The organism is Amnibacterium flavum, from assembly GCF_003097495.1.
Taxonomy (GTDB): domain Bacteria; phylum Actinomycetota; class Actinomycetes; order Actinomycetales; family Microbacteriaceae; genus Naasia; species Naasia flava.
This window is the reverse complement of record NZ_QEOP01000001.1, coordinates 1,255,261-1,275,694: the sequence shown is the minus strand read 5'-3', so window position 1 is coordinate 1,275,694 and position 20,434 is coordinate 1,255,261. Positions and strand designations below refer to the sequence as shown.

Sequence of the window (20,434 nt, the reverse complement as noted above, 5' to 3'; positions counted from 1 at the left end):
GCCGCGAGCGGACGGCGCGCCTCACCCTCGGTGGAGTGCGCGACGCCCCCGCGGCCGTGCGGGGAAGAGGGCGGCGACCCCGCGGCGACTGACGAGCAGGATGGCGCCGAGCACGGTGAGGACGATGCCGATCGGCAGCACCGCCTCGGCCTCGGACGTTCCCTGCAACGGGGTCGTCACGCTGACGGCGGTTGCGGCGCCCGCGTCCCCGCCGACGCTCAGTACCCCGGCTGCTGACGTCGGCGGGGTCGATGCCGGGCGGGTCCCGGTCTGCAGGACCCATCCGCCCGCGTCGGCGTCGTACCCCGTCGAGATGAAGCTCCGCCCGATCGCGTCGGCGCGGATGTCGTCGAGGGCGAGATCGAGCCCGTCGGCCTGCTCGACGAAGGTCGTCCCGCCGTCCAGCGAGATCCAGTAGGTGCCGGGCACGCTGTTCGCGGTCACGATCACTCGCGCGTCATCGGAGATGTCGAGCGCGGTCCACCCTCCGCCGGTAGCCGGCAGCGGCATCGATGTCCAGGTGACTCCGGCATCGTGCGAGATCTCGACGAACCTCGACGCGCCGTTCACCGACGCCACGAGGGTCGCGCCGTCGCGGCTCGCGGCCACGGCCTCGATCTCATCGGCCGAGGTGTGGCTGTTCGCGAACGTGCGTCCGCCGTCGCTCGAGACGAACAATCCTGCGCCGCCCGCGGCGCCCAAGACGACTGTCGATCCGTCAGCGCTGAGGTCGGCGGCGAACCAGTAGGCGGCCGGCACCGGGATCGGGGCCCAGGTCGCGCCCGCATCCACGGAGAGGTACGGGACGCTGCCCGATTGGGACGGGACCGCGAGCATGGTTCGACCGTCGTCGCTCACCGATGCGAAGCCGAACGACGGCGCCCCCGGGAACGCCTGGGATGTCCAGGTGGCACCCGAATCGGACGAGACGTTCACCTCGCCCGAATCGGTGAGGGCGAGCACCGCCGTCCCGTCGAACGAGCTGTCGACGGCGCTCCAATTCTCGGACCCCGCGCCGGGCAGGGCCCTCCAGCTGTCCCCGTCGTCGGCCGATGCGTAGAGCGTCCCACCCCACTGGCCGCCGTACATGGCGGAGCCGTCCCCGCTGATCCCGACCGCGCGGACCCACGGGGCGGGGGTGAGGCCGGTGATGGATCGACTCTCGATCGTCCACGGGGCGAGCGCCGACGCGGCGCCTGCCGCCGTCAGCACGAGACCCGTGATCAGGGCGACACCCGCGACGATCCCGACCCGGCGCGCGATCCGCCGGTCGCCGTGATCCTCGGACATCCCGCCTTCTCCCCTGCGCGACCGCGGCGGTCACTCCGAGTCAGAAAGTATCGGCAATCCGGCGGGGTCCCGGGGAGCGGCGCGGGGTGTGTCAGGCAGGGCGTGCCCGGACGGGGTGAAGCGGAATGGGCGGCCTCCTCCGATTTCCGGAGGGGACCGCCCATTCCTTCACCGCCGGCTTCTGGCCGACGAGATCTTTCAGCGCGCAGCGCTGCCGTCGCCCCGGGATGCGCTCGCGCATCCCGCAGTCAGCAGAGCGTCCTCAGGACTGCACCGGCATTTCAGCGCGCAGCGCTGCCGTCGGTGTAGTCCTCGTCCTGCTGCTTCCAGGCGAAGAGGGCGCGCAGTTCGCGTCCGGTGGCCTCGATGGGGTGTTCCTCGCCCTTCTTCCGCAGGGCCTGGAACTCGGGGGCTCCGGCGTCCTGGTCGGCGATGAAGCGGCGCGCGAAGGTGCCGTCCTGGATGTCGGAGAGAACGGCCTTCATGTTCTCCTTGACGCTGGGGTCGATGACGCGGGGGCCCGAGACGTAGTCGCCGTACTCGGCCGTGTCGGAGACGCTCCAGCGCTGCTTCGCGATGCCGCCCTCCCACATGAGGTCGACGATGAGCTTGAGCTCGTGCAGCACCTCGAAGTAGGCGATCTGAGGCTGGTAGCCGGCCTCGGTGAGGGTCTCGAAGCCGTACTGGACGAGCTGCGAGACACCGCCGCAGAGAACCGCCTGCTCACCGAACAGGTCGGTCTCGGTCTCCTCGGTGAACGTGGTGACGATGCCGCCGGCGCGCAGTCCGCCGATGCCCTTCGCGTACGACCAGGCGAGGTCCCATGCCGAGCCGGTGGCGTCCTGCTCGACGGCGACGATGACGGGGACGCCGCGGCCGGCCTCGAACTCGCGGCGCACGGTGTGGCCGGGGCCCTTGGGGGCGACCATGATGACGTCGACGCCGGCGGGCGCCTCGATGTAGCCGAAGCGGATGTTGAAGCCGTGGCCGAAGAGGATGGCGTTGCCCTCGTCGAGGTTGTCCTTGATGCTCTCGGCGTAGAGGCCGCGCTGGTGCTGGTCGGGCGCGAGGATCACGACGACGTCGGCCCACTTGGCGGCGTCGGCGGGGGTGTGCACGCGGAAGCCGGCATCCTCGGCCTTCTGGCGGCTCTTCGAGCCCTCCTTCAGACCGACGACGACCTCGACGCCCGAGTCGCGGAGGTTGAGCGCGTGGGCGTGACCCTGCGAGCCGTAGCCGATGACGGCGACCTTCTTGCCCTGGATGAGCGCGAGGTCGGCGTCCTTGTCGTAGCGGATGTCGGTCATGACGTTAGCTTTCCTTCTTCTGGTTTCGTAGCTGGGTGGAGCGTTGGTGGGAGCGGTGGGTCAGCTCTTGGGCACGCGTTCGGTGATGCTCTTCGCGCCTCGACCGATCGCGAGGAGCCCGGACTGGGCGATCTCGCGGATGCCGAACGGTTCGAGCACACGCAGCAGCGCCTGGGTCTTGGCGCTGTCCCCGGTGACCTCGATGACGAGCGCGTCGGTGGACACGTCGACGACCTTGGCCCGGAACAAGTTGACGGCTTCGAGGATCTGCGACCGGCTGGTGTTGTCGGCTTTCACCTTGATGAGCAGATGCTCCCGCTGGACGGACTGCTCGGGATCGAGTTCGACGATCTTGATCACGTTGATCAGCTTGTTGAGCTGCTTCGTGACCTGCTCGAGAGGGAGGTCCTCGACATCGACGACGACGGTGATGCGGGACAGGCCCGGGATCTCGGAGTGGCCGACCGCCAGGGATTCGATGTTGAAGCCGCGGCGGGCGAAGAGGCCGGCGACACGGGTCAGCAGACCGGGCTTGTCCTCGACGAGGAGGGACAGGACGTGGCTCATCGCTGCGCTCCCTTCGAGTCGCGGCCCGTCGAATCGTTCTGAGGATCGAGCGTCAGTTCGGCCTGCGACCGGAGCTCCGCCTCGTCCTCGATCTCGGCGGCGAGCTCGCTCACGAGCGTGTCGTCGCTGCGCCCCGTCTCGGCGGCGTCGTCATCCCAGGTCGGTGAGTGATCTCGTGCGTACTGCACGTAGCTGTTCGACACCCCCTGCGGGACCATCGGCCACACCATGGCGTCGGCCGAGACGACGAAGTCGATGACGACGGGGCGGTCGTTGGTCTCGAGCGCCAGCTGGATGGCCGCGTCGACCTCGGACTCCTCGGTCACGCGGATGCCGAGAGCGCCGTACGCGTCGGCGAGCTTCACGAAGTCGGGGACCCGGATGGATCCGTGGCCGGTGTTCAGGCTCGTGTTCGAGTAGCGGCCGCCGTAGAAGAGCGTCTGCCACTGGCGCACCATGCCCAGCGAGCTGTTGTTGATGACCGCGACCTTGATCGGGATGTTGTTGATGACGCAGGTGGCGAGCTCCTGGTTGGTCATCTGGAAGCACCCGTCGCCGTCGATCGCCCACACCACCCGGTCGGGTTCGGCGACCTTCGCGCCCATGGCCGCGGGGACCGAATAGCCCATGGTGCCCGCACCGCCGGAGTTGAGCCACGAGTTGGGGCGCTCGTACTTGATGAACTGCGCCGCCCACATCTGGTGCTGGCCGACACCCGCGGCGTAGACGCCCTCGGGACCGGTCAGCTCGCCGATGCGCTGGATCACGTGCTGCGGGGAGAGGAGTCCGTCGGTCGTCTTCGTGTAGCCGAGGGGGAACTCGGCCTGCAGCTCGTCGAGACGCTTCCACCACGCGGCGTAGCGGCGCGAGCCGGCGGGGACCGCGGGTGCGACTTCGCGGAAGGCGGCGAGCAGGTCGACGAGGACGTCCTTCAGGTCGCCGACGATCGGCACGTCGGCCATGCGGATCTTGCCGATCTCGGCCGGATCGATGTCGACGTGGACGACCTTGGCGCCGGGAGCGAAGAGCGACGCCTTGCCGGTGACCCGGTCGTCGAAGCGAGCTCCGAGCGAGACGAGCAGATCGCTGTCCTGCAGCGCGAGCACCGCGGGCACCGTGCCGTGCATGCCGGGCATGCCGAGGTTGAGCGGGTTGGAGTCGGGGAACGCACCCCGCGCCATGAGCGTCGTCACGACGGGCGCACCGGCCGCCTCGGCGAGGGCCAGCAGCTCCTCGGAGGCGCGGGACCGGATGATCCCTCCCCCGACGTAGAGCACCGGGCGCTTGGCCTCGGCCAGCATCTGGGCGGCGGTCTGGATCTGCTTGCCGTGCGCCTTCGTCACCGGACGGTAGCCGGGGAGGTCGACCTTGGGCGGCCAGACGAACGGGGCAGTGTTCTGCTGCGCGTCCTTCGTGATGTCGACGAGCACAGGACCGGGGCGCCCCGTCGAGGCGATGTGGTACGCCGCGGCCAGTGCGCTCGGGATCTCGTCGGCGGTCTTCACGAGGATGCTGTGCTTGGTGATCGGCATCGTGATACCCACGATGTCGGCCTCCTGGAAGGCGTCGGTGCCCATCAGGGTCGAGAAGACCTGACCGGTGATCGCGACGATCGGGACCGAGTCCATGTAGGCGTCGGCGATGGCGGTGACGAGGTTCGTGGCGCCGGGGCCGGAGGTCGCGATGGCGACCCCGACCTTGTTCGACGACGACGCGTAGCCCTCGGCCGCGTGGCCGGCGCCCTGCTCGTGCCGGACGAGGATGTGACGGATCTTGTCCGTGTCCATCAGCGGGTCGTAGACGGGGAGGATGGCGCCGCCGGGGAGACCGAAGACGTCGGTCACCCCCAGGAGCTCGAGCGTGCGGACGACGGCCTGGGCTCCGGTGAGGAGCTCGGGCGTCGACGAACGCGTCGGGGCAGGAGAAGGTGCCGGAGTGGCAGACATGGCTGATCCTTTGGCGGAATGACGAGAAGAGGAGGCGCGCTACCCCGGCTGTGTCATCCGGTAATGGCGCCGACGGCCGCCGAATGCACGAGCTTGGAGTATTTCGCGAGAACGCCACGGGTATAGCGCGGAGGAAGCGGAGCCCAACCAGAGGATCTGGCTTCCAGCTCTGCCGGGTCGACCAGTAGGTCGATCGAGCGAGCAGCGATATCGACCCGAATCAGATCACCATCGCGCACGAAGGCGATCGGACCTGCGTCGACCGCTTCGGGAGCTATGTGGCCGATGCACAGGCCGGTTGTGCCGCCCGAGAATCTGCCGTCCGTCAAGAGTAGTACATCCTTGCCGAGGCCTGCACCCTTGATGGCTGCGGTGATCGCGAGCATCTCGCGCATGCCGGGGCCGCCCTTGGGCCCCTCGTAGCGGATGACGACGACCTCGCCCGGCTTGACCTCGTTGTTGGTGAGGGCATCCATTGCGGCGCGCTCGCGCTCGAACACCCGTGCGGGGCCCTCGAACACCGAAGCGTCGAAGCCGGCCGTCTTGACCACGGCACCCTCGGGGGCGAGCGAGCCCTTGAGGATCGTGAGACCGCCGGTCGCGTGGATCGGGTTGTCGAGCGTGCGGAGGACCTCGCCGTCGAGAGGGTCGATGTCCATCTCCGCGAGGTTCTCGGCCAGGGTCTTGCCGGTGATGGTGAGCGCGTCGCCGTGCATGAGACCGGCCTCGAGGAGCGCCTTCATGAGCACGGGCAGGCCGCCGTGGCGGTCGACGTCGTTCATCACGTACTTGCCGAACGGCTTGAGGTCGCCGATGTGCGGCACCTTCGACCCGATGCGGTTGAAGTCGTCGAGCGTCAGGTCGACCTCGGCCTCGTGCGCGATGGCGAGCAGGTGCAGGACGATGTTCGTGGAGCCTCCGAGCGCCATGCCGACCGCGATGGCGTTCTCGAACGCCTTCTTGGTCAGGATGTCGCGCGAGGTGATGCCGAGGCGCAGCAGATTGACGACGGCCTCGCCGGCGCGGTGCGAGTAGTAGTCGCGGCGACGGTCGGCCGAGGGCGGCGACGCGGAGCCGGGGAGGCTCATGCCGAGCGCCTCGGCGACGCTCGCCATCGTGTTGGCCGTGTACATGCCGCCGCAGGCACCCTCACCGGGCGCGAACGCGCATTCGATGCGCTTGGCGTCGGCCTCGCTCATCTTGCCCGCCTTGACCGCGCCGACGGCCTCGAACGAGTCGATGATCGTGATGTCCTTCTCGGTGCCGTCGCTCAGCTTGACCCAGCCCGGGGCGATCGAGCCGGCGTAGACGAAGACGCTCGCCAGGTCGAGTCGCGCGGCGGCCATGATCATTCCCGGGATGGACTTGTCGCATCCCGCGAGGAGCACGGATCCGTCGAGGCGCTCGGCCTGCATGACGGTCTCGACGCTATCGGCGATGACCTCGCGCGAGACGAGCGAGAAGTGCATGCCCTCGTGGCCCATGGAGATGCCGTCGGAGACGCTGACCGTTCCGAACTGGAGCGGGTAGCCGCCGCCCGAGTGCACGCCCTCCTTCGCCGCCTGCGCGAGGCGCGCGAGCGAGAGGTTGCACGGGGTGATCTCGTTCCACGAGCTGGCGATGCCGATCTGCGGCTTGTGCCAGTCGGCGTCACCCATGCCGACCGCGCGCAGCATTCCGCGCGATGTCATGGCTTCGATCCCGTCAGTGACGGTGCGACTGCGGGGCTTGATATCGGGCGCGCTCGCGCCAGCCCCTCCGTTGGTTTCCGGCATGTAACGAGAGTACCGCCTGCGCACGGCCCTCCCGGCCGCGGCGAGGGGCGATCGGGCGGATCAGGCGACACCCTCCTCGAGCAGGGGCTCAGCGCCCCATTTGCGCTCCCAGGCGGCCAACGGCTGGAGTGCGACCATCAGCGATCGGCCTCGCTCGGTGAGGGTGTAGCGCACCTGCACCGGGGTCGTGGGAGCGACCGAGCGCCGCACCAGATCGGCGCTCTCGAGCTCGCGGAGCCGCTGCGCGAGCATGCGATCGGAGAGGCCGATCACGGCCGAGGTGATCTCCGAGAACCGGGATGCGCCGCGCTCGAGGGCGAGCAGGATCCCGGAGCTCCACTTGCGCCCCACGAGCTCGACCGCGTTCTGGAATCCGTGGCACTGCTCGTCGTCGATCTTCGCCCAGTTCGTCATCACTTACACATAGTAAGCCACTCACGTCGACGTTGCCTCCTCGGAGGCGCGCCACGAGAGTCGGTGCATGCCTGATTACGGACACGTCCTCCAGTTCGGGACGTTCGTGACGCCCACGAACCGTCCCGCCGAATCCCCGGTGCTGCTCGCGCAGCTGAGCGAGCGCCTCGGCTTCGACCTCGTCACCTTCCAGGACCACCCGTACCAGCCGGGGTTCCTCGACACGTGGACACTGCTCAGCTGGGTCGGCGCGCAGACCGAGCGCATCCACATCTCGGGCAACGTGATCAACCTCCCGCTCCGGCCCCCCGCCGTATTGGCACGGGCGGCCGCGAGTCTCGACCTGCTGACCGACGGCCGGTTCGACCTGGGTCTCGGCGCCGGCGGCTTCTGGGATCCGATCGCCGCGATGGGCGGCAGGCGGCTCACCCCCGGCCAGGCGGTCGATGCGCTCAGCGAGGCGATCGACGTGCTGCGCGGAACGTGGGACGGCGACCGGCGCGACAGGTTCGTCGTCGACGGCGACTACTACGCGATCGACGGGGCCAAGCGCGGCCCGCGACCCCGCCACGACATCCCCATCTGGCTGGGCGCAGCGAAGCCGCGGATGCTCCGACTCGTGGGAACCAAGGCCGACGGCTGGCTCCCGTCCTTCGCCTGGCTGCCTGTCGCGGACATGCCCGCCGCCAACGCGCGCATCGACGATGCCGCTGCGGAGGCCGGCCGCGAGCCGCGTGAGATCCGCCGCCTGCTCAACATCGGCGGGGCGTTCACCGACCGACCCGGACGACCGTTCGAGGGCCCGGCCAAGAAGTGGGTCGACGATCTGCTGCCGCTCGTGCTCGAGCACGGCTTCTCGACCTTCATCTTGGCCGGCGACGACCCGACCGCCATGCAGCGCTTCGCCGAGGAGGTGGCGCCTGCGCTCAGAACGGCGGTCGATCGTGAACGAGGCAAGCGCGGCACCACGTCGGGCCCGTCTCGCAGCGCGCTCGCCCTGAGCCGACGCACGACCGGCATCGACTACGACGGACTGCCCGAGTCGCTGCGCGCGCGTGCGGTCGAGCCGGGCGATTTCGACTACGGCGACGTCCGCAACACCTACCTGCGCGGCGGCGCCCCGGGTCTCGTCCTACGACCCCGGGACGCGAGCGAGGTCGTCGAGGCGCTCGCGTTCGCGCGAGAGCAGGGAGTCGCCCTGGCGATCCGCAGCGGCGGCCACGGCATCTCGGGGAGATCCACGAACTCCGGCGGGATCGTGATCGACGTCGGCGCGCTGAATTCGATCGAGGTCGTCGACGCGGAATCGCGCCTCGTCCGGCTCGGAGCAGGGGCCCGCTGGATGAACGTCGCCCGAGCGCTCGGCGAGCACGGCTGGGCCCTCAGCTCGGGCGACTACGGCGGGGTCGGGGTCGGCGGGCTCGCGACGGCTGGCGGGATCGGCTGGCTCGTCCGGGAGCACGGCCTGACCATCGACCACCTGCGCTCGGTGGAGGTCGTTCTCGCCGACGGGCGCATCGTGCACGCGAGCGAGGAGGAGAACGCCGACCTGTTCTGGGCGATGCGCGGTGCGGGCGCGAACTTCGGGATCGCCATCTCGTTCGAGTTCGAGGTCGACGAGGTCGGCGAGGTCGGCTGGGCCCAGCTCGTGTTCGACGCGTCGGACACGGCGGAGTTCCTCACCGCGTGGGGCGCCGCCGTCGAGGCCGCACCGCGCGACCTGACCAGCTTCGTGATCGTCTCGGGGGCCTCCCGCGGCGGGGGGCCCGTCGCCCACGTGATGAGCATGGTCGACTCCTCCGACCCCGACACGATCATCGATCGGCTGCAGCCGTTCGCCCAGGCCGCTCCCCTGCTCCAGCAGTCCGTGCAGCTCACCGACTACGCCGCGGTGATGGCCAATGCGACGGAGGGACCGCACGCGGGCCGAGGCGAGCCGATCTTCCATTCGGCTCTGCTGCGGCACATCACCCCGGAGTTCGCCGCGGCCGCCACCCGTTTCCTCGCGTCGGGGGCGACGAGCTTCTTCCAGATCCGGTCCGTCGGGGGTGCGGTGAGCGACGTCGACGCGGACGCCACCGCGTACGCGCACCGGTCGGCCGGCTTCTCGCTCGCGGTGGTCGGGTCGAACAGCACCGTCATGGACGCGGCGTGGGCCCAGCTGCGCGAGCACTTCGACGGGCTCTACCTGAGCTTCGAGACCGGACTGGGCGACCACCTCGTCGCCGACGCCTTCCCGCCGTCGACCCTCGCGCGCCTGCGCTCCCTCAAGGGCAAGTACGACCCGAGCAACGTCTTCACCGACAACTTCAACATCGCCCCCGCCGTCGGCGAGGGCTGACGGGGGCAGGCGCGACGGCGAGCAGGCCGCCCGTCGAGCTCGTCGAAACGAACGTTCTCAGCCCGCCCGCCGCCCGTTGAGCTCGTCGAAACGAGGGTTCTCAGCCCACCCGCCGCCCGTTGAGCTCGTCGAAACGAAGGCAGCACAACCACCCGCCGCCCGTTGAGCTCGTCGAAACGAAGGCTCTCAGCCCGCCCGGATCAGTTGGACTGCGGCCGCTCCCCCGCCGCCGCCGCGCGCAGGTCGGCGAGGAGACTCAGCACGTGGGCGACCTCCTCCGGCCCGTCGACACGGTAGTCGGCGACGGTGACCCCGGGGCCGATCTTGAGCGCGAGATCGTCGGAGCGGAGCGACTCGAACGCGTCCTCGTCGGTCACGTCGTCGCCGGCGTAGAAGACGGCGGTGGCGCCCGTGTAGCGGCGCAGATGCTCGACGGCCTCGCCCTTGGTCGTGGAACGGACCGAGAACTCGAGCACGTCCTTGCCCTTGCGGACCGTCACGTCGTTGACCTCGGCCCGCGCCTCGGACAGGGCGACGAGGTGCGCCACGCGGCTGTCGTGATCGGTCGCGAGACGGGTGTGGAGGGCGAAACCGGCGGGCTTGCTCTCGAGCCAGACCTCGTCGACGTTGTCGGCCACCTGGTCGAGCACGTCTCCGAGGAGCCCCAGCCGCGCCTGCTCCTCTTCATCGAGTGTGAAGACGTCGTCGGGTGAGTCGAGTCGCACCTCGACGCCGTGGGACCCCACGAGCAGCGTGTCGTCGGAGGCCTTCGAGACCTCCTCGAGGCTGTCGAGTGCCCGTCCTGAGACGAATGCGACGCGGGTCGCCGGGAGGGCGATGAGGCGCTCGACGGCAGCTCTGGCTTCGGGGAGGGCGCGCGCTTTCGCCGGCTCGTCGACGACGGGCGCGAGGGTCCCGTCGAAATCGAGGGCGACGAGCAGCTGTTTGGTTCCGGCGAGAGCGCCGAGGGCGTCGCGCAGGGTGCGCGAGACCCCGGACCCGGTCGATCCCACCGTCGAGTCGATGGTCGAGTCCGTCACTTCTCACCCGCCGGATGGTCACTGTCGTCATCGCCGGTCTCGAGATCGGGTGCGCGATCGGGGTTCACCCCGCTGAGCACGTCGAGGAAGCTCGCCGACCATCGTTCGACGTCGTGCTCCCGCACGCGCTTTCGGAGCGCGCGCATCCGCGTCTGCCGCTCGCGCTGTGGCATCTCGACGGCTGCCATGATGGCGTCCTTGAGGCCGTCGATGTCGTGCGGGTTGATCAGCAGTGCGCTCTTCAGCTCGTCTGCCGCCCCGGCGAACTCGCTGAGGACGAGCACGCCGTCGTCGTCGATGCGACTGGCGACGTACTCCTTGGCGACGAGGTTCATGCCGTCGCGCAGTGCGGTGACGAGCATGATGTCGGACGCCAGGAACAGCGCCACCATCTCCTCGCGCGGGTAGCTGTGGTGGAAGTAGCTGATCGCCTGGTGCCCGATCGCCCCGAAGTCGCCGTTGACCCGGCCCACCGTGAGCTCGATCTCATCGCGCAGGGTCTTGTAGGTCTCGACCCGTTCGCGGCTCGGGCTCGCGACCTGCACGAGCGTCGCATTGCGCACGTCGAGGCGGCCCTCCTCGAGCAGCTCGCCGAACGCCTTCATCCGATGGCCGATGCCCTTGGTGTAGTCGAGCCGGTCGACGCCCAGCATGACGACATCGGGATCGCCGAGCTCGTGCCGGATCTCCGCGGCCCGCGCTTTGACGTCCTCGCGTTCCGCGAGCTCCTCGTAGCCGGCGACATCGATGGAGATCGGGAAGTGGCGTGCGATCACGGAGCGGATGGCGGGAGCCCCGTCGGGTCCCTTCTCGGGGACCTCGACGACGGTGCCCTTCGCCGAGTAGCCGAGCGAGCGCCGGACGGCGCGGGCGAAGTTGCCGGCGTCGGCGCCCCGCTGGAAGCCGATCAGGTCGGCACCGAGCAGACCGTTGAGGATCTGCTTGCGCCACGGCAGCTGCGAGTAGATGCCGTATGCCGGGAACGGGATGTGGTTGAAGAAGCCGATCGTGAGGTCGGGGCGCTTCGTGCGCAGCATGGCCGGCACGAGCTGCAGCTGGTAGTCGTGGACCCACACGATCGCGTTCTTCTTCGCGACCGCGGCGGCCGCGTCGGCGAAGCGCTGGTTGACGCGGACGTAGGACTCCCACCACTCGCGGTGGTAGGTGGGCGGCATGATCACGTCGTGGTACAGCGGCCACAGGGTGTCGTTCGAGAAGCCCTCGTAGTAGTCGGCGACCTCGGCCTCGGACAGGGCGACGGGCACCAGGTGCACTCCATCGCTCTCGAACGCGTCGTACTCGCGGTCGGCGATGCCGGGCCACCCCACCCACGCGCCGTCATTGGCCTGCATGACCGGTTCGACGGCGGTGACGAGTCCGCCGGGTGAGCGCTGCCAGCTGCCCTCGCCGTTCTCGGGCTCGATCCGGTCGACCGGGAGCCGGTTCGAGACGACGACGAAGCCGAATTTGCGGGAAGAAGGAGAAATGATGCGATCCGATCCGGGGGGTTCGGTCCGCAAGTCTACCGAGGCCCCCTCCGCGACCGCAGGATCGCGTGGCCGCGCACGATGCCGGAGCGCGATTAGGGTGAGCGCATGTTCACCGACCTGCCCGAGGACGAGCTCCGTCGATACCGCAGCCCCCAGACCGCGCCGGATGACTTCGACGAGTTCTGGGCTCGCACACTGACCGAGAGCCAGGACCGCTGGTTCGCCCCGCGCGTGGTGCCGGTCGAGACGGGACTGACGGCCATCGAGGTCTTCGATGTCACCTTCGCCGGGTTCGGCGGACAGGAGATCAAGGCGTGGCTGCGGGTGCCCGCCGGCTCGACGGGACCGCTTCCCGCGGTCGTCGAGTACATCGGGTACGGGGGCGGACGAGGCCGGGCGATCGAGAGCCTCACCTGGGCGGCGGCCGGTTACGCGCATCTCCAGATGGACAGCCGCGGCCAGGGGTCGACCTGGAGTGTCGGCGACACCCCTGACGACTCCGCGTCGTCACCGCAGATCCCCGGGTTCCTCACCCGCGGCATCTCGAGTCCCGACTCATTCTACTACCGCCGTCTCATGACCGACGCGGTCCTGGCGGTCGATGCGGCCCGCGCGCTCGAACAGGTCGACGGAAGCCGTGTCGCCGTGCTCGGCGGCAGCCAGGGAGGAGGGCTCGCACTCGCGGCCGCGGCCCTTCAGACGGATCTGCGCGTCGCCGTCGCGTACGTCCCCTTCCTCTGCGACTTCCCCCGTGCAACGGTGATCACGAACGCGAACCCGTACCACGAGGTCGTCAGCTACCTGGCGACCCACCGGGATCACGTGGACCTCGTCTACCGGACCCTCTCCTACTTCGACGGCGTCAACTTCGCCGCGAGGTCGAAGACCCCGGTCCGCATGTCGGCGGCGCTGATGGACGAGATCTGCCCGCCGTCCACCGTGTTCGCGGCCTTCAACGCGTACGCGGGCGAGAAGGAGATCACCGTCTGGCCGTACAACGGCCACGAGGGCGGCGGCATCGATTCCGCGGCGGAGACCCTCGCCGTCTTCAAGGAGCTGCTCGGCTGACGTCGGTCCCGCCGCCATCACCCGGCGGCGCGGATGGCACAGGCCTAGTCCGAGGCGCGCTTGATGTCGTCCTCGAGCTCGTCGCGTTCCAGCAGGTCGCGGCGGTAGTTCCCGGTGCGGTACCCGGCGCGACCGATCATGTGCGCCGACATCGGGCTCGTGAGGAGCTGCAGCAGGATCGCGACGACGACGACGAGCAGCGCGGACCAGCTGTGCGAGGCGAGGACCACGCCGACGAGCACGCAGATGAGTCCGAGGATCTGCGGTTTCGTCGCCGCGTGCATGCGGCTCAGGGCGTCGGGGAATCGGACGAGGCCGACGCCCGCGGCGAGCGAGAGCACGGCGCCCGCGAGGAGCAGGACGGCGGCGACCAGCTCGAACCCGTCGCCTCCGATGACGTCGTCCATCAGGACTCCCTTCCTCGAGCGCGATCGGCCGTCCCGGCGGCGCTGCCCGGCTTGTCGCCGGCTCCCGCTCCGGGTTTGTCGTGCTTGGACACGTACCGGGCGACGGCGATCGACCCGAAGACGGCCGTGCCGGTCAGCACGAGCACGATCGGCAGGGTGCGGGTGTGGCCGCCGATGATCATCTCGGCACCGAGGACGAGGATCACGGTGGTGAGCAGCACATCGGAGGCGATCATGCGGTCGAGGATCGACGGGCCGCGGACGAGCCTGATCAGCACGAGCACGGCGGCCGTGGCGAAGACGATGCCGCTCGCGAGGTAGAGCGCTCCGATGACGGTCACGCAGACACCTTCCCGCGGAGCCGGGATTCGGCCTCGACGAGCTCGTCCCGCGACCCGACGGCGCGGAGGATGTCGACCTCGGCATGCAGCACCTTCCGACGCGCCTTCTCGATGGCGTCGTCGTCGACCGCGCCGAGCACGTGCAGGAACAGGGTCGAGCCGCTGCGGTCGACCTCGAGGATGAGGGATCCGGGGACCAGAGACATGGTGATGGCGGTGAGAGTCATGACGAAATCGGAGGTGGTCGTGAGCCCCACCTCGATGACCGAGCTGCGGACGACCGTGCCGAACCGGAAGGCCTTCGAAGCGACCTCGACGGATCCGGCGACGACCTGGCCGGCGAACCTGACGAGGAACACGAGGAGCCACCACGGATTGAACCGGCCGGAGAGCTGCACCGGAGGAAGTTCGAACACCCGGGTCACCAACAGAGCGACCAGGATGCCGACGACGATGTCGAGGGGCGAGAACGATCCCCAGAGGAACAGCCAGAGCAGGACGAGCACGACAAGCAGTGGCGCCTGCTGGATCATCTGGCCGCCCCACTTGCGCACGGGCGTGCTGCCGTGCACGGGAGGGAGGTCCTGGGCGGATTCGGTCATGGCCGCTCCCCGAGAACGCTCGTGATGTACGCCGTCGTGCCCTGCAGATCGGCACCCGCCCGCGTGGCGACCTCGTAGATCGGTCCTCCGAAGAAGGTGAGCAGGAGGCCGAGACCGACCATCGCCGCGGTGGCGCCGATCATCAGCGGCGGAACCGTGCGCGACTGGACGATACGTCCCCCCCACGGGTCGTCGCGCAGTGATTCCGTGAGGAACGATTCGTAGTTCTCGACCTCGTCGCGAGGGCGCCAGAAGGCGAGGTTCCAGGTCCGCGCGAGCGGGTACAGGGTCAGGAGCGAGACCACGACGGCCGCACCGATCAGCAGGTAGGCGAGCGGCGTCGCCACCTCGGCCGACGCCTCGAGCAGCCCCAGCTTGCCGAGGAAGCCCGAGAACGGCGGGATTCCGCCGAGGTTGAGCGCGGGGATGAAGAACAGGATCGCGATGACCGGCGACGCCTTCATCAGGCCGCCGAGCTGGCTGAGGGAGGTCGAGCCGCCCTTGCGCTCGATCAGTCCCGCACCGAGGAACAGGGTCGTCTGCACGATGATGTGGTGCACCGTGTAGAAGATCGCGGCGGCGACCCCGGCCGCCGTGCCCAGCCCGACGCCGAGCACCATGTAGCCGATGTGGCTCACCAGGGTGAACGAGAGCATGCGTTTGATGTCCGCCTGCGCGATCGCACCGAGGATTCCGACGACCATCGTGAGGAACGCCACGATCAGCAGGGCGTTGTTGAGCTCGGGACTCGGGAACAGGATCGTCTCGGTGCGGATGATGGCGTAGACGCCCACCTTGGTGAGGAGTCCGGCGAACACCGCCGTGACCGGGGCGGGGGCGGTCGGGTACGAGTCGGGCAGCCAGAACGACAGCGGGAACACGGCCGCCTTGATGCCGAACGCGATGAGCAGCATGACATGCAGCAGCGTCTGCAATTCGGGCGGCAGTCCGGAGATCCGCTCGGACAGCTGCGCCATGTTCAAGGTCCCGGTCGCTGCATAGATCATCGAGATCGCCGCGAGAAAGAGCAGCGACGACAGCAGGCTGACCACGATGTAGGTCGTACCGGCGCGGATCCGGGGCTCGGTGCCGCCCAGGGTGATGAGGACGTAGCTGGCGACCAGCAGGATCTCGAAGCCGACGTAGAGGTTGAACAGGTCGCCCGCGATGAACGCGTTGAAGACGCCCGCACCCAGCACCAGGTAGGCCGGGTAGTAGATCGAGACCGGAGTGCTGTCGCCCTCGCTCTCGTCGGCGAGACCCTGTCCGACCGCGAAGACGAGGACCGCGAGGAGGACGGCCGCGGAGACGGACACCATGAGCGCCGGAAGCCGGTCGACGACGAGAGTGATACCGAACGGGGCCGGCCAGCCGCCCACCGCCATGACCAGCGTGCCGTTGGTGTCGACCTCGATCAGCAGGACGACGCCGATGACGAGCACCGCGGACAGCACCGTGAGGGTGATGAGGCGCTGCAGCCGCGGGCGCCGGTAGAACAGCAGTGCTGTCGCCGCTCCGAGGAGCGGCAGCAGTACCGGAAGGGGAACGAGCCAGCTCATGATCGATCCCCGAACTCCGTGTCGTCCTCGTCGGCGTCGGGCGTCTCCGCCTCGGCTGCGCGGCGCGTGCGGATCGCGACGTCCTCGGGGTCGGCTGACAGCGAGTCGGCGTTGCCGAGCCGCCACGACCGGTAGACGAGCGCGAGCAGGAACGCGGACACCGCGAAGGTGATGACGATCGCGGTGAGGATGAGCGCCTGCGGGAGCGGATCCGAGAGGTCGCCGGGATCCGACCGACCGTCCATGATCGGGGCGTCGCCCGCGCGGCCCGAGACGACGAGCAGCAGGATGTTCGTCGCGTTGCCGATCAGGAGGAACCCGATGACGACGCGAGTCATGCTCTTCTCGAGCAGCAGGTAGACGCCGCAGGCGTAGAGCACGGCCATGGTGACGAGGAGTGCGAGGGAGACTGTCATGATCCGCCCTTCTCACTCGCGGTGCCGACGTGCGCCGTGCTGTCCCCGGCGTCGGCGGGGGTTCCGGAGTTCTGCTCCTCTTCCTCCTGCTGGCGGTCGACCTCGCCGCCGAGACTGCGGAGGACATCGAGCGCGAGGCCGATGACGACGAGGTAGACGCCGACATCGAAGAGTGTCGAGGTGACGAAGACGATCTCGCCGAACCAGCCGAGGTCGAGTTCGAACCAGGTCGAGGTGAGGGCGTCGACCCCGAAGAAGAGTGGAACGAGCGCGGTGCCCACAGCGAACAGCAGCCCGGTCCCCAGCAGGGCCCCGGCATTGACGGGAGCGGCGGCGGCGAGCTCGATACGACCGGCGGCGAGGTACCGGGCGACGAGCGCGAGCCCGACGACCAGACCACCCGCGAATCCGCCGCCGGGAGCGTTGTGGCCCGCGAGGAGCAGGTACAGCGAGACGACGATGAGCGCGTGGAAGACGAGCCGGACGACGACTTCGAGCAGGATGGACCGGTTGCGCGGTGCGAGCGTGCTGCCGGCGAGCAACCACGCCCCGCGGTCGTCGTCGGTGGAGGGGCGCCGGGTGCTGCCCGGCAGCGAACGGATGCCGCGGCCGGATCGCCGCGCGAAGTCAGGCATCCTGTCGCTTCGGCTCGAGACGAAGACGAGGCTCGCCACACCGGTCGCTGCCGCGATGAGCACGCTGAGCTCGCCCATCGTGTCCCAGCCGCGCAGGTCGACGAGGGCGACATTGACGACGTTGACCCCGTGGCCGATCTCGACCGCGAGCCCCGGGAACTCGACGGAGATCGGCACCTCGGTGCGGGCGCCGAGCGCGACGACGGCGACGACCGCCATGAGGGAGCCGACGGCGAGACCGAGCAGGGCGCGTCCGATCCGGAATCTGCTGCCGTTCTTCTCGCCGAGGCGGGCCGGTAGACGACGGAGGACGAGGACGAAGGCGACCAGCGTGACGATCTCGACCAGGACCTGGGTGAGGGCGAGATCGGGAGCGCCGTGAAGGGCGAAGAGCACGGCCATGCCCAGCCCCGTCGCGCCGACCAGCACGACGGCCTGGAACCGCTTCGCGGCCACGGTCGCGGCGACGGCCGCGACCATCATCAGCGCTCCGACGACGAGCTGGCCGGGGCTGTCCCAGAGCCTCGCCTCGGTCGGCCACTCGCGGATGCGGGACAGCGAAGCCCCGACGGTGACGAGGAAGACGAGGAGGATGATCGTGAGGTAGAACGGCAGCGAACCGCGCTGAGTGATCGAGGTGACGCGCGCGGCCACGCGGTCGACCGATTTGAGGCCGGCCCGGTAGGCGCTGACCGCGAGAGTGCGGCGATGCGGTTCGCTGCCGCGGCCGGCTTCGGTGCGACGACGCCAGGCGAACACGACGAGCCCCAGCACGATCGTGCCGGCCGAGATGAAGAGGGCGGGCTCGAGTCCGTGCCAGAGCGCCAGGTGATAGGTCTCCTCCGACTCGGCGGGCAGCTCCGCGGCCGCCGGGGCCAGGGCGCCGTCGACGAGTCCGGCGAGCGGGCCGGCGGCGAGGCTCGCGAGAGCGAGCAGACCGGGCGCCAGCAGGAACTCGGGTCCCTCGTGGTGCGGCTCGACCTGGTCCACACCGGGCTTGCGGAAGAACGCGCCCCAGACGAAGCGGGTGGCGTAGGCGACGGTCAGCACCGACCCGACGCTCACCCCGACGAGGGCGACGACGGCGAGCGGGTCACCGTGCTGCCCCGCCTCGAGGAGGCTGGTGAGCACCGCCTCCTTCGCCACGAAGCCGAAGAGGGGCGGGAGGCCGGCCATCGACGCGGCCGCGACGATGCCGATGGTCGCGAGGAGCGGTGCCCTGCGACCGAGACCCGACAGGCGCCGCAGATCCCGGGTGCCGGTCGCGTGATCGATGATGCCGACGGTGAGGAACAGCGCCGATTTGAACAGGGCATGGGCCAGCAGCAGAGCGAGACCGGCGAGTGCGGTGTCGCGCGTGCCGTAGCCGACGATGATCATCAGGAAGCCCAGCTGGCCGACCGTGCCGTAGGCGAGCAGCAGCTTGAGGTCGGTCTCGCGGATCGCCCGCCACCCGCCGAGAAGCATGGTGACGATGCCGAGGATCACGAGCGTCTCGCGCCAGCCCGGGGTGTCGACGTACCCGGGGGCGAGGCGGGCGACGAGGTAGATCCCCGCCTTCACCATCGCGGCGGCGTGCAGGTACGCACTCACCGGTGTCGGGGCGGCCATCGCGCCCGGCAGCCAGAAGTGGAACGGGAAGATGGCGGACTTCGAGATCGCGCCGACGAGGATCAGGAGGATCGCCGTCGTGACGAGCGGACCCGCCGGCGGCGGGTCGGCGACGAGGGCCGAGAGACTGCTCGTGCCGGCGTCCATGGCGAGGAGCACGAAGCCGACGAGCATCGCGAGACCGCCGAGCGTGGTGACCAGCAGCGCCTGGAGGGCGGCCGCGCGGCTGGCGCGGCGCCCCGTGTAATGGCCGATGAGCAGGTAGGAGAAGACCGTGGTCAGCTCCCAGAACACGTAGAGCAGGTAGACGTCGTCGGCGAGGACGAGGCCGTACATCGACCCGGCGAACGCGGTGAGGATGCCGGCGAAGCGGCCGAGGCCCGCCTCGTCGTCGCGGAAGTAGCGCACGCAGTAGACGAGCACCAGCGCGCCGACGCCGGTGACGATCATGGCGAGGAGCCACGCGAGCGGATCCATCCGCAGGTCGAGCGTCAGTCCGAGCGACGGCACCCAGGGCGTGCGCTCCAGCAGTGTCTCGCCGCCGAGGATCGAGGGGCCAGAGAACGCGGCGTGCACGAATCCGGCGGCGGCGGGCACCGCGGCGACGTAGAACACGCGGGTGCCGATGCGGCGGGCGAGAGGCGGGAGCAGGACCGCTGTCAGTCCGAACAGCACGAGGAGGAAAAGCATGCTTTCCTCCGTACGTCAGGCGGCCTGGGGTCGTCGCGTGCGGTCACCGATGAAGATCGATTGCCACGGCCGCCAGTCTACCGGGAGGCCCCTGAACGCTCCGTGCGCCGCACCCTCCCGTGGGTACAGGGCGCGGCTCGTTCGGAGCCGTCAGAGCGCGAGGGTCGCGCGCGCCGCGTCGACGAGAGGTGCGGCATACGAGCGGCCGTGCGAGGCCGCGTGCACCGCGAGGGGATGGAGCTGGTGGAGCGGGATCCGGTCCCGCCATCCGTCGCGGAGAGGATGCGCTGTCGCGTAGCCCTCGACGACCTCGTCGAGGTACGGGCAGCCGAAGAGGGCGAGCATCGCCAGGTCGGTCTCGCGGTGCCCACCGTGCGCGGCCGGGTCGATGAGCACGACTCCCCCGGGTGACCAGAGCACGTTCCCGTTCCAGAGGTCGCCGTGCAGTCGGGAGGGCGAGTCGCCGTCGTCGAAGTCGCCCGCGCGGATGCGGGCGCAGGCGCTTCTCACCACGTCGCCCTCCTCGGCGGTCACGTGACCGCGTCGAACAGCGAGCTCGAGATAGGGCAGCACCCGGTCGGCCGCGTAGAACTCGCCCCAGGCCCGGGAGGCGCGCGAGACCGCCAGCGGTTGCCGGCCGATGAAGCACGGCCCGTCCCAGCCGGTCGGAGGTGCGCCGAAGTTCTCGGCGCCGGCGTCGTGGGTCATGGCGAGCGCACGTCCGAAGGCGGCCGCGACATCGGGCCGAGGCCGGGCATCCGCGATGCGCTCGAGCTCGATCACCCCCGGTCCGACCGACAGCACGCCGGCGACCCGTACGCCTCCCCGCGTCTCTGCCTCGCCCAGCCATGCGAGTCCGGCCGCCTCGGCCTCGAAGAATCCCGCGGGCGCGTCGGCCCGCGTCTTCCGCACGCTCGTCTCATCCATCTCTCCGT

At 69.6% G+C, this 20,434-nt stretch carries 16 protein-coding genes and 1 pseudogene; 2 read left to right on the top strand and 15 right to left on the bottom strand.

The window, feature by feature from the left end:
• Nucleotides 1–21: 21 nt before the first annotated feature.
• The 6 genes and pseudogenes from DDQ50_RS05905 to DDQ50_RS05880 form a co-directional block, all read right to left on the bottom strand.
• Nucleotides 22–1,290 carry a WD40/YVTN/BNR-like repeat-containing protein gene (locus tag DDQ50_RS05905; protein ID WP_116755719.1) on the bottom strand — a complete coding sequence of 423 codons (1,269 nt, stop codon included), beginning with the start codon at nucleotides 1,288–1,290 and terminating at the stop codon, nucleotides 22–24.
• Nucleotides 1,291–1,571: 281 nt separating this feature from the next.
• Nucleotides 1,572–2,597 (bottom strand): ketol-acid reductoisomerase, encoded by a 1,026-nt coding sequence (gene ilvC, locus DDQ50_RS05900; protein WP_116755718.1) that lies wholly within the window; start codon nucleotides 2,595–2,597, stop codon nucleotides 1,572–1,574.
• Between the two features lie 60 nt (nucleotides 2,598–2,657).
• A complete protein-coding gene (ilvN, locus tag DDQ50_RS05895) occupies nucleotides 2,658–3,164 on the bottom strand; it encodes an acetolactate synthase small subunit (RefSeq protein ID WP_116755717.1) in 507 nt (168 codons plus the stop codon).
• A 146-nt stretch (nucleotides 3,165–3,310) separates the two neighbouring features.
• Nucleotides 3,311–5,110, bottom strand: a pseudogene (locus tag DDQ50_RS05890) (acetolactate synthase large subunit); the annotation flags it as partial.
• Nucleotides 5,111–5,163: 53 nt separating this feature from the next.
• A complete protein-coding gene (gene ilvD, locus DDQ50_RS05885; RefSeq protein WP_116755715.1) occupies nucleotides 5,164–6,885 on the bottom strand; it encodes a dihydroxy-acid dehydratase in 1,722 nt (573 codons plus the stop codon).
• Nucleotides 6,886–6,945: 60 nt separating this feature from the next.
• Nucleotides 6,946–7,299, bottom strand: a complete 354-nt coding sequence (locus tag DDQ50_RS05880) for a winged helix-turn-helix transcriptional regulator (RefSeq protein WP_116756127.1) — start codon at nucleotides 7,297–7,299, stop codon at nucleotides 6,946–6,948.
• A 67-nt stretch (nucleotides 7,300–7,366) separates the two neighbouring features.
• Here DDQ50_RS05880 and DDQ50_RS05875 point away from each other — a divergent pair, with 67 nt between their 5' ends.
• Nucleotides 7,367–9,640, top strand: a complete 2,274-nt coding sequence (locus DDQ50_RS05875) for an LLM class flavin-dependent oxidoreductase (RefSeq protein ID WP_116755714.1) — start codon at nucleotides 7,367–7,369, stop codon at nucleotides 9,638–9,640.
• Between the two features lie 200 nt (nucleotides 9,641–9,840).
• On the opposite strand, the gene otsB is transcribed toward DDQ50_RS05875, so the two are convergent.
• A complete protein-coding gene (otsB, locus tag DDQ50_RS05870; protein WP_240614246.1) occupies nucleotides 9,841–10,680 on the bottom strand; it encodes a trehalose-phosphatase in 840 nt (279 codons plus the stop codon).
• Nucleotides 10,677–12,170: an alpha,alpha-trehalose-phosphate synthase (UDP-forming) gene (gene otsA / locus DDQ50_RS05865; protein WP_377940314.1), complete on the bottom strand. Its 1,494-nt coding sequence runs from the start codon at nucleotides 12,168–12,170 to the stop codon at nucleotides 10,677–10,679. Before otsA ends, otsB begins: the two co-directional genes overlap by 4 nt.
• Nucleotides 12,171–12,275: 105 nt before the next feature.
• Here otsA and DDQ50_RS05860 point away from each other — a divergent pair, with 105 nt between their 5' ends.
• On the top strand, nucleotides 12,276–13,238 hold the full coding sequence (locus DDQ50_RS05860; protein WP_116755713.1) for an acetylxylan esterase: 963 nt from the start codon (nucleotides 12,276–12,278) through the stop codon (nucleotides 13,236–13,238).
• A 44-nt stretch (nucleotides 13,239–13,282) separates the two neighbouring features.
• Here DDQ50_RS05860 and mnhG read toward each other — a convergent pair whose 3' ends face one another.
• The 7 genes from mnhG to DDQ50_RS05825 form a co-directional block, all read right to left on the bottom strand.
• The gene (gene mnhG, locus DDQ50_RS05855) at nucleotides 13,283–13,645 is read right to left on the bottom strand and encodes a monovalent cation/H(+) antiporter subunit G (protein ID WP_116755712.1); all 363 of its coding nucleotides are present in this window, start codon (nucleotides 13,643–13,645) and stop codon (nucleotides 13,283–13,285) included.
• Nucleotides 13,645–13,977: an MrpF/PhaF family protein gene (locus tag DDQ50_RS05850; RefSeq protein WP_205663600.1), complete on the bottom strand. Its 333-nt coding sequence runs from the start codon at nucleotides 13,975–13,977 to the stop codon at nucleotides 13,645–13,647. Before DDQ50_RS05850 ends, mnhG begins: the two co-directional genes overlap by 1 nt.
• A gap of 5 nt (nucleotides 13,978–13,982) precedes the next feature.
• Nucleotides 13,983–14,588: a Na+/H+ antiporter subunit E gene (locus DDQ50_RS05845; RefSeq protein WP_116755711.1), complete on the bottom strand. Its 606-nt coding sequence runs from the start codon at nucleotides 14,586–14,588 to the stop codon at nucleotides 13,983–13,985.
• Nucleotides 14,585–16,147, bottom strand: coding sequence for a Na+/H+ antiporter subunit D (locus DDQ50_RS05840; RefSeq protein WP_116755710.1), 1,563 nt, complete (start codon nucleotides 16,145–16,147; stop codon nucleotides 14,585–14,587). Before DDQ50_RS05840 ends, DDQ50_RS05845 begins: the two co-directional genes overlap by 4 nt.
• Entirely contained in the window at nucleotides 16,144–16,563 is a 420-nt protein-coding gene (locus DDQ50_RS05835) for a Na(+)/H(+) antiporter subunit C (protein ID WP_116755709.1), read from the bottom strand. The genes DDQ50_RS05840 and DDQ50_RS05835 overlap by 4 nt, the downstream gene beginning before the upstream one ends.
• Nucleotides 16,560–19,499, bottom strand: a complete 2,940-nt coding sequence (locus DDQ50_RS05830; protein ID WP_116755708.1) for a Na+/H+ antiporter subunit A — start codon at nucleotides 19,497–19,499, stop codon at nucleotides 16,560–16,562. Before DDQ50_RS05830 ends, DDQ50_RS05835 begins: the two co-directional genes overlap by 4 nt.
• A 150-nt stretch (nucleotides 19,500–19,649) precedes the next feature.
• Nucleotides 19,650–20,426, bottom strand: a complete 777-nt coding sequence (locus tag DDQ50_RS05825) for a fructosamine kinase family protein (protein ID WP_116755707.1) — start codon at nucleotides 20,424–20,426, stop codon at nucleotides 19,650–19,652.
• Nucleotides 20,427–20,434 lie beyond the last annotated feature (8 nt).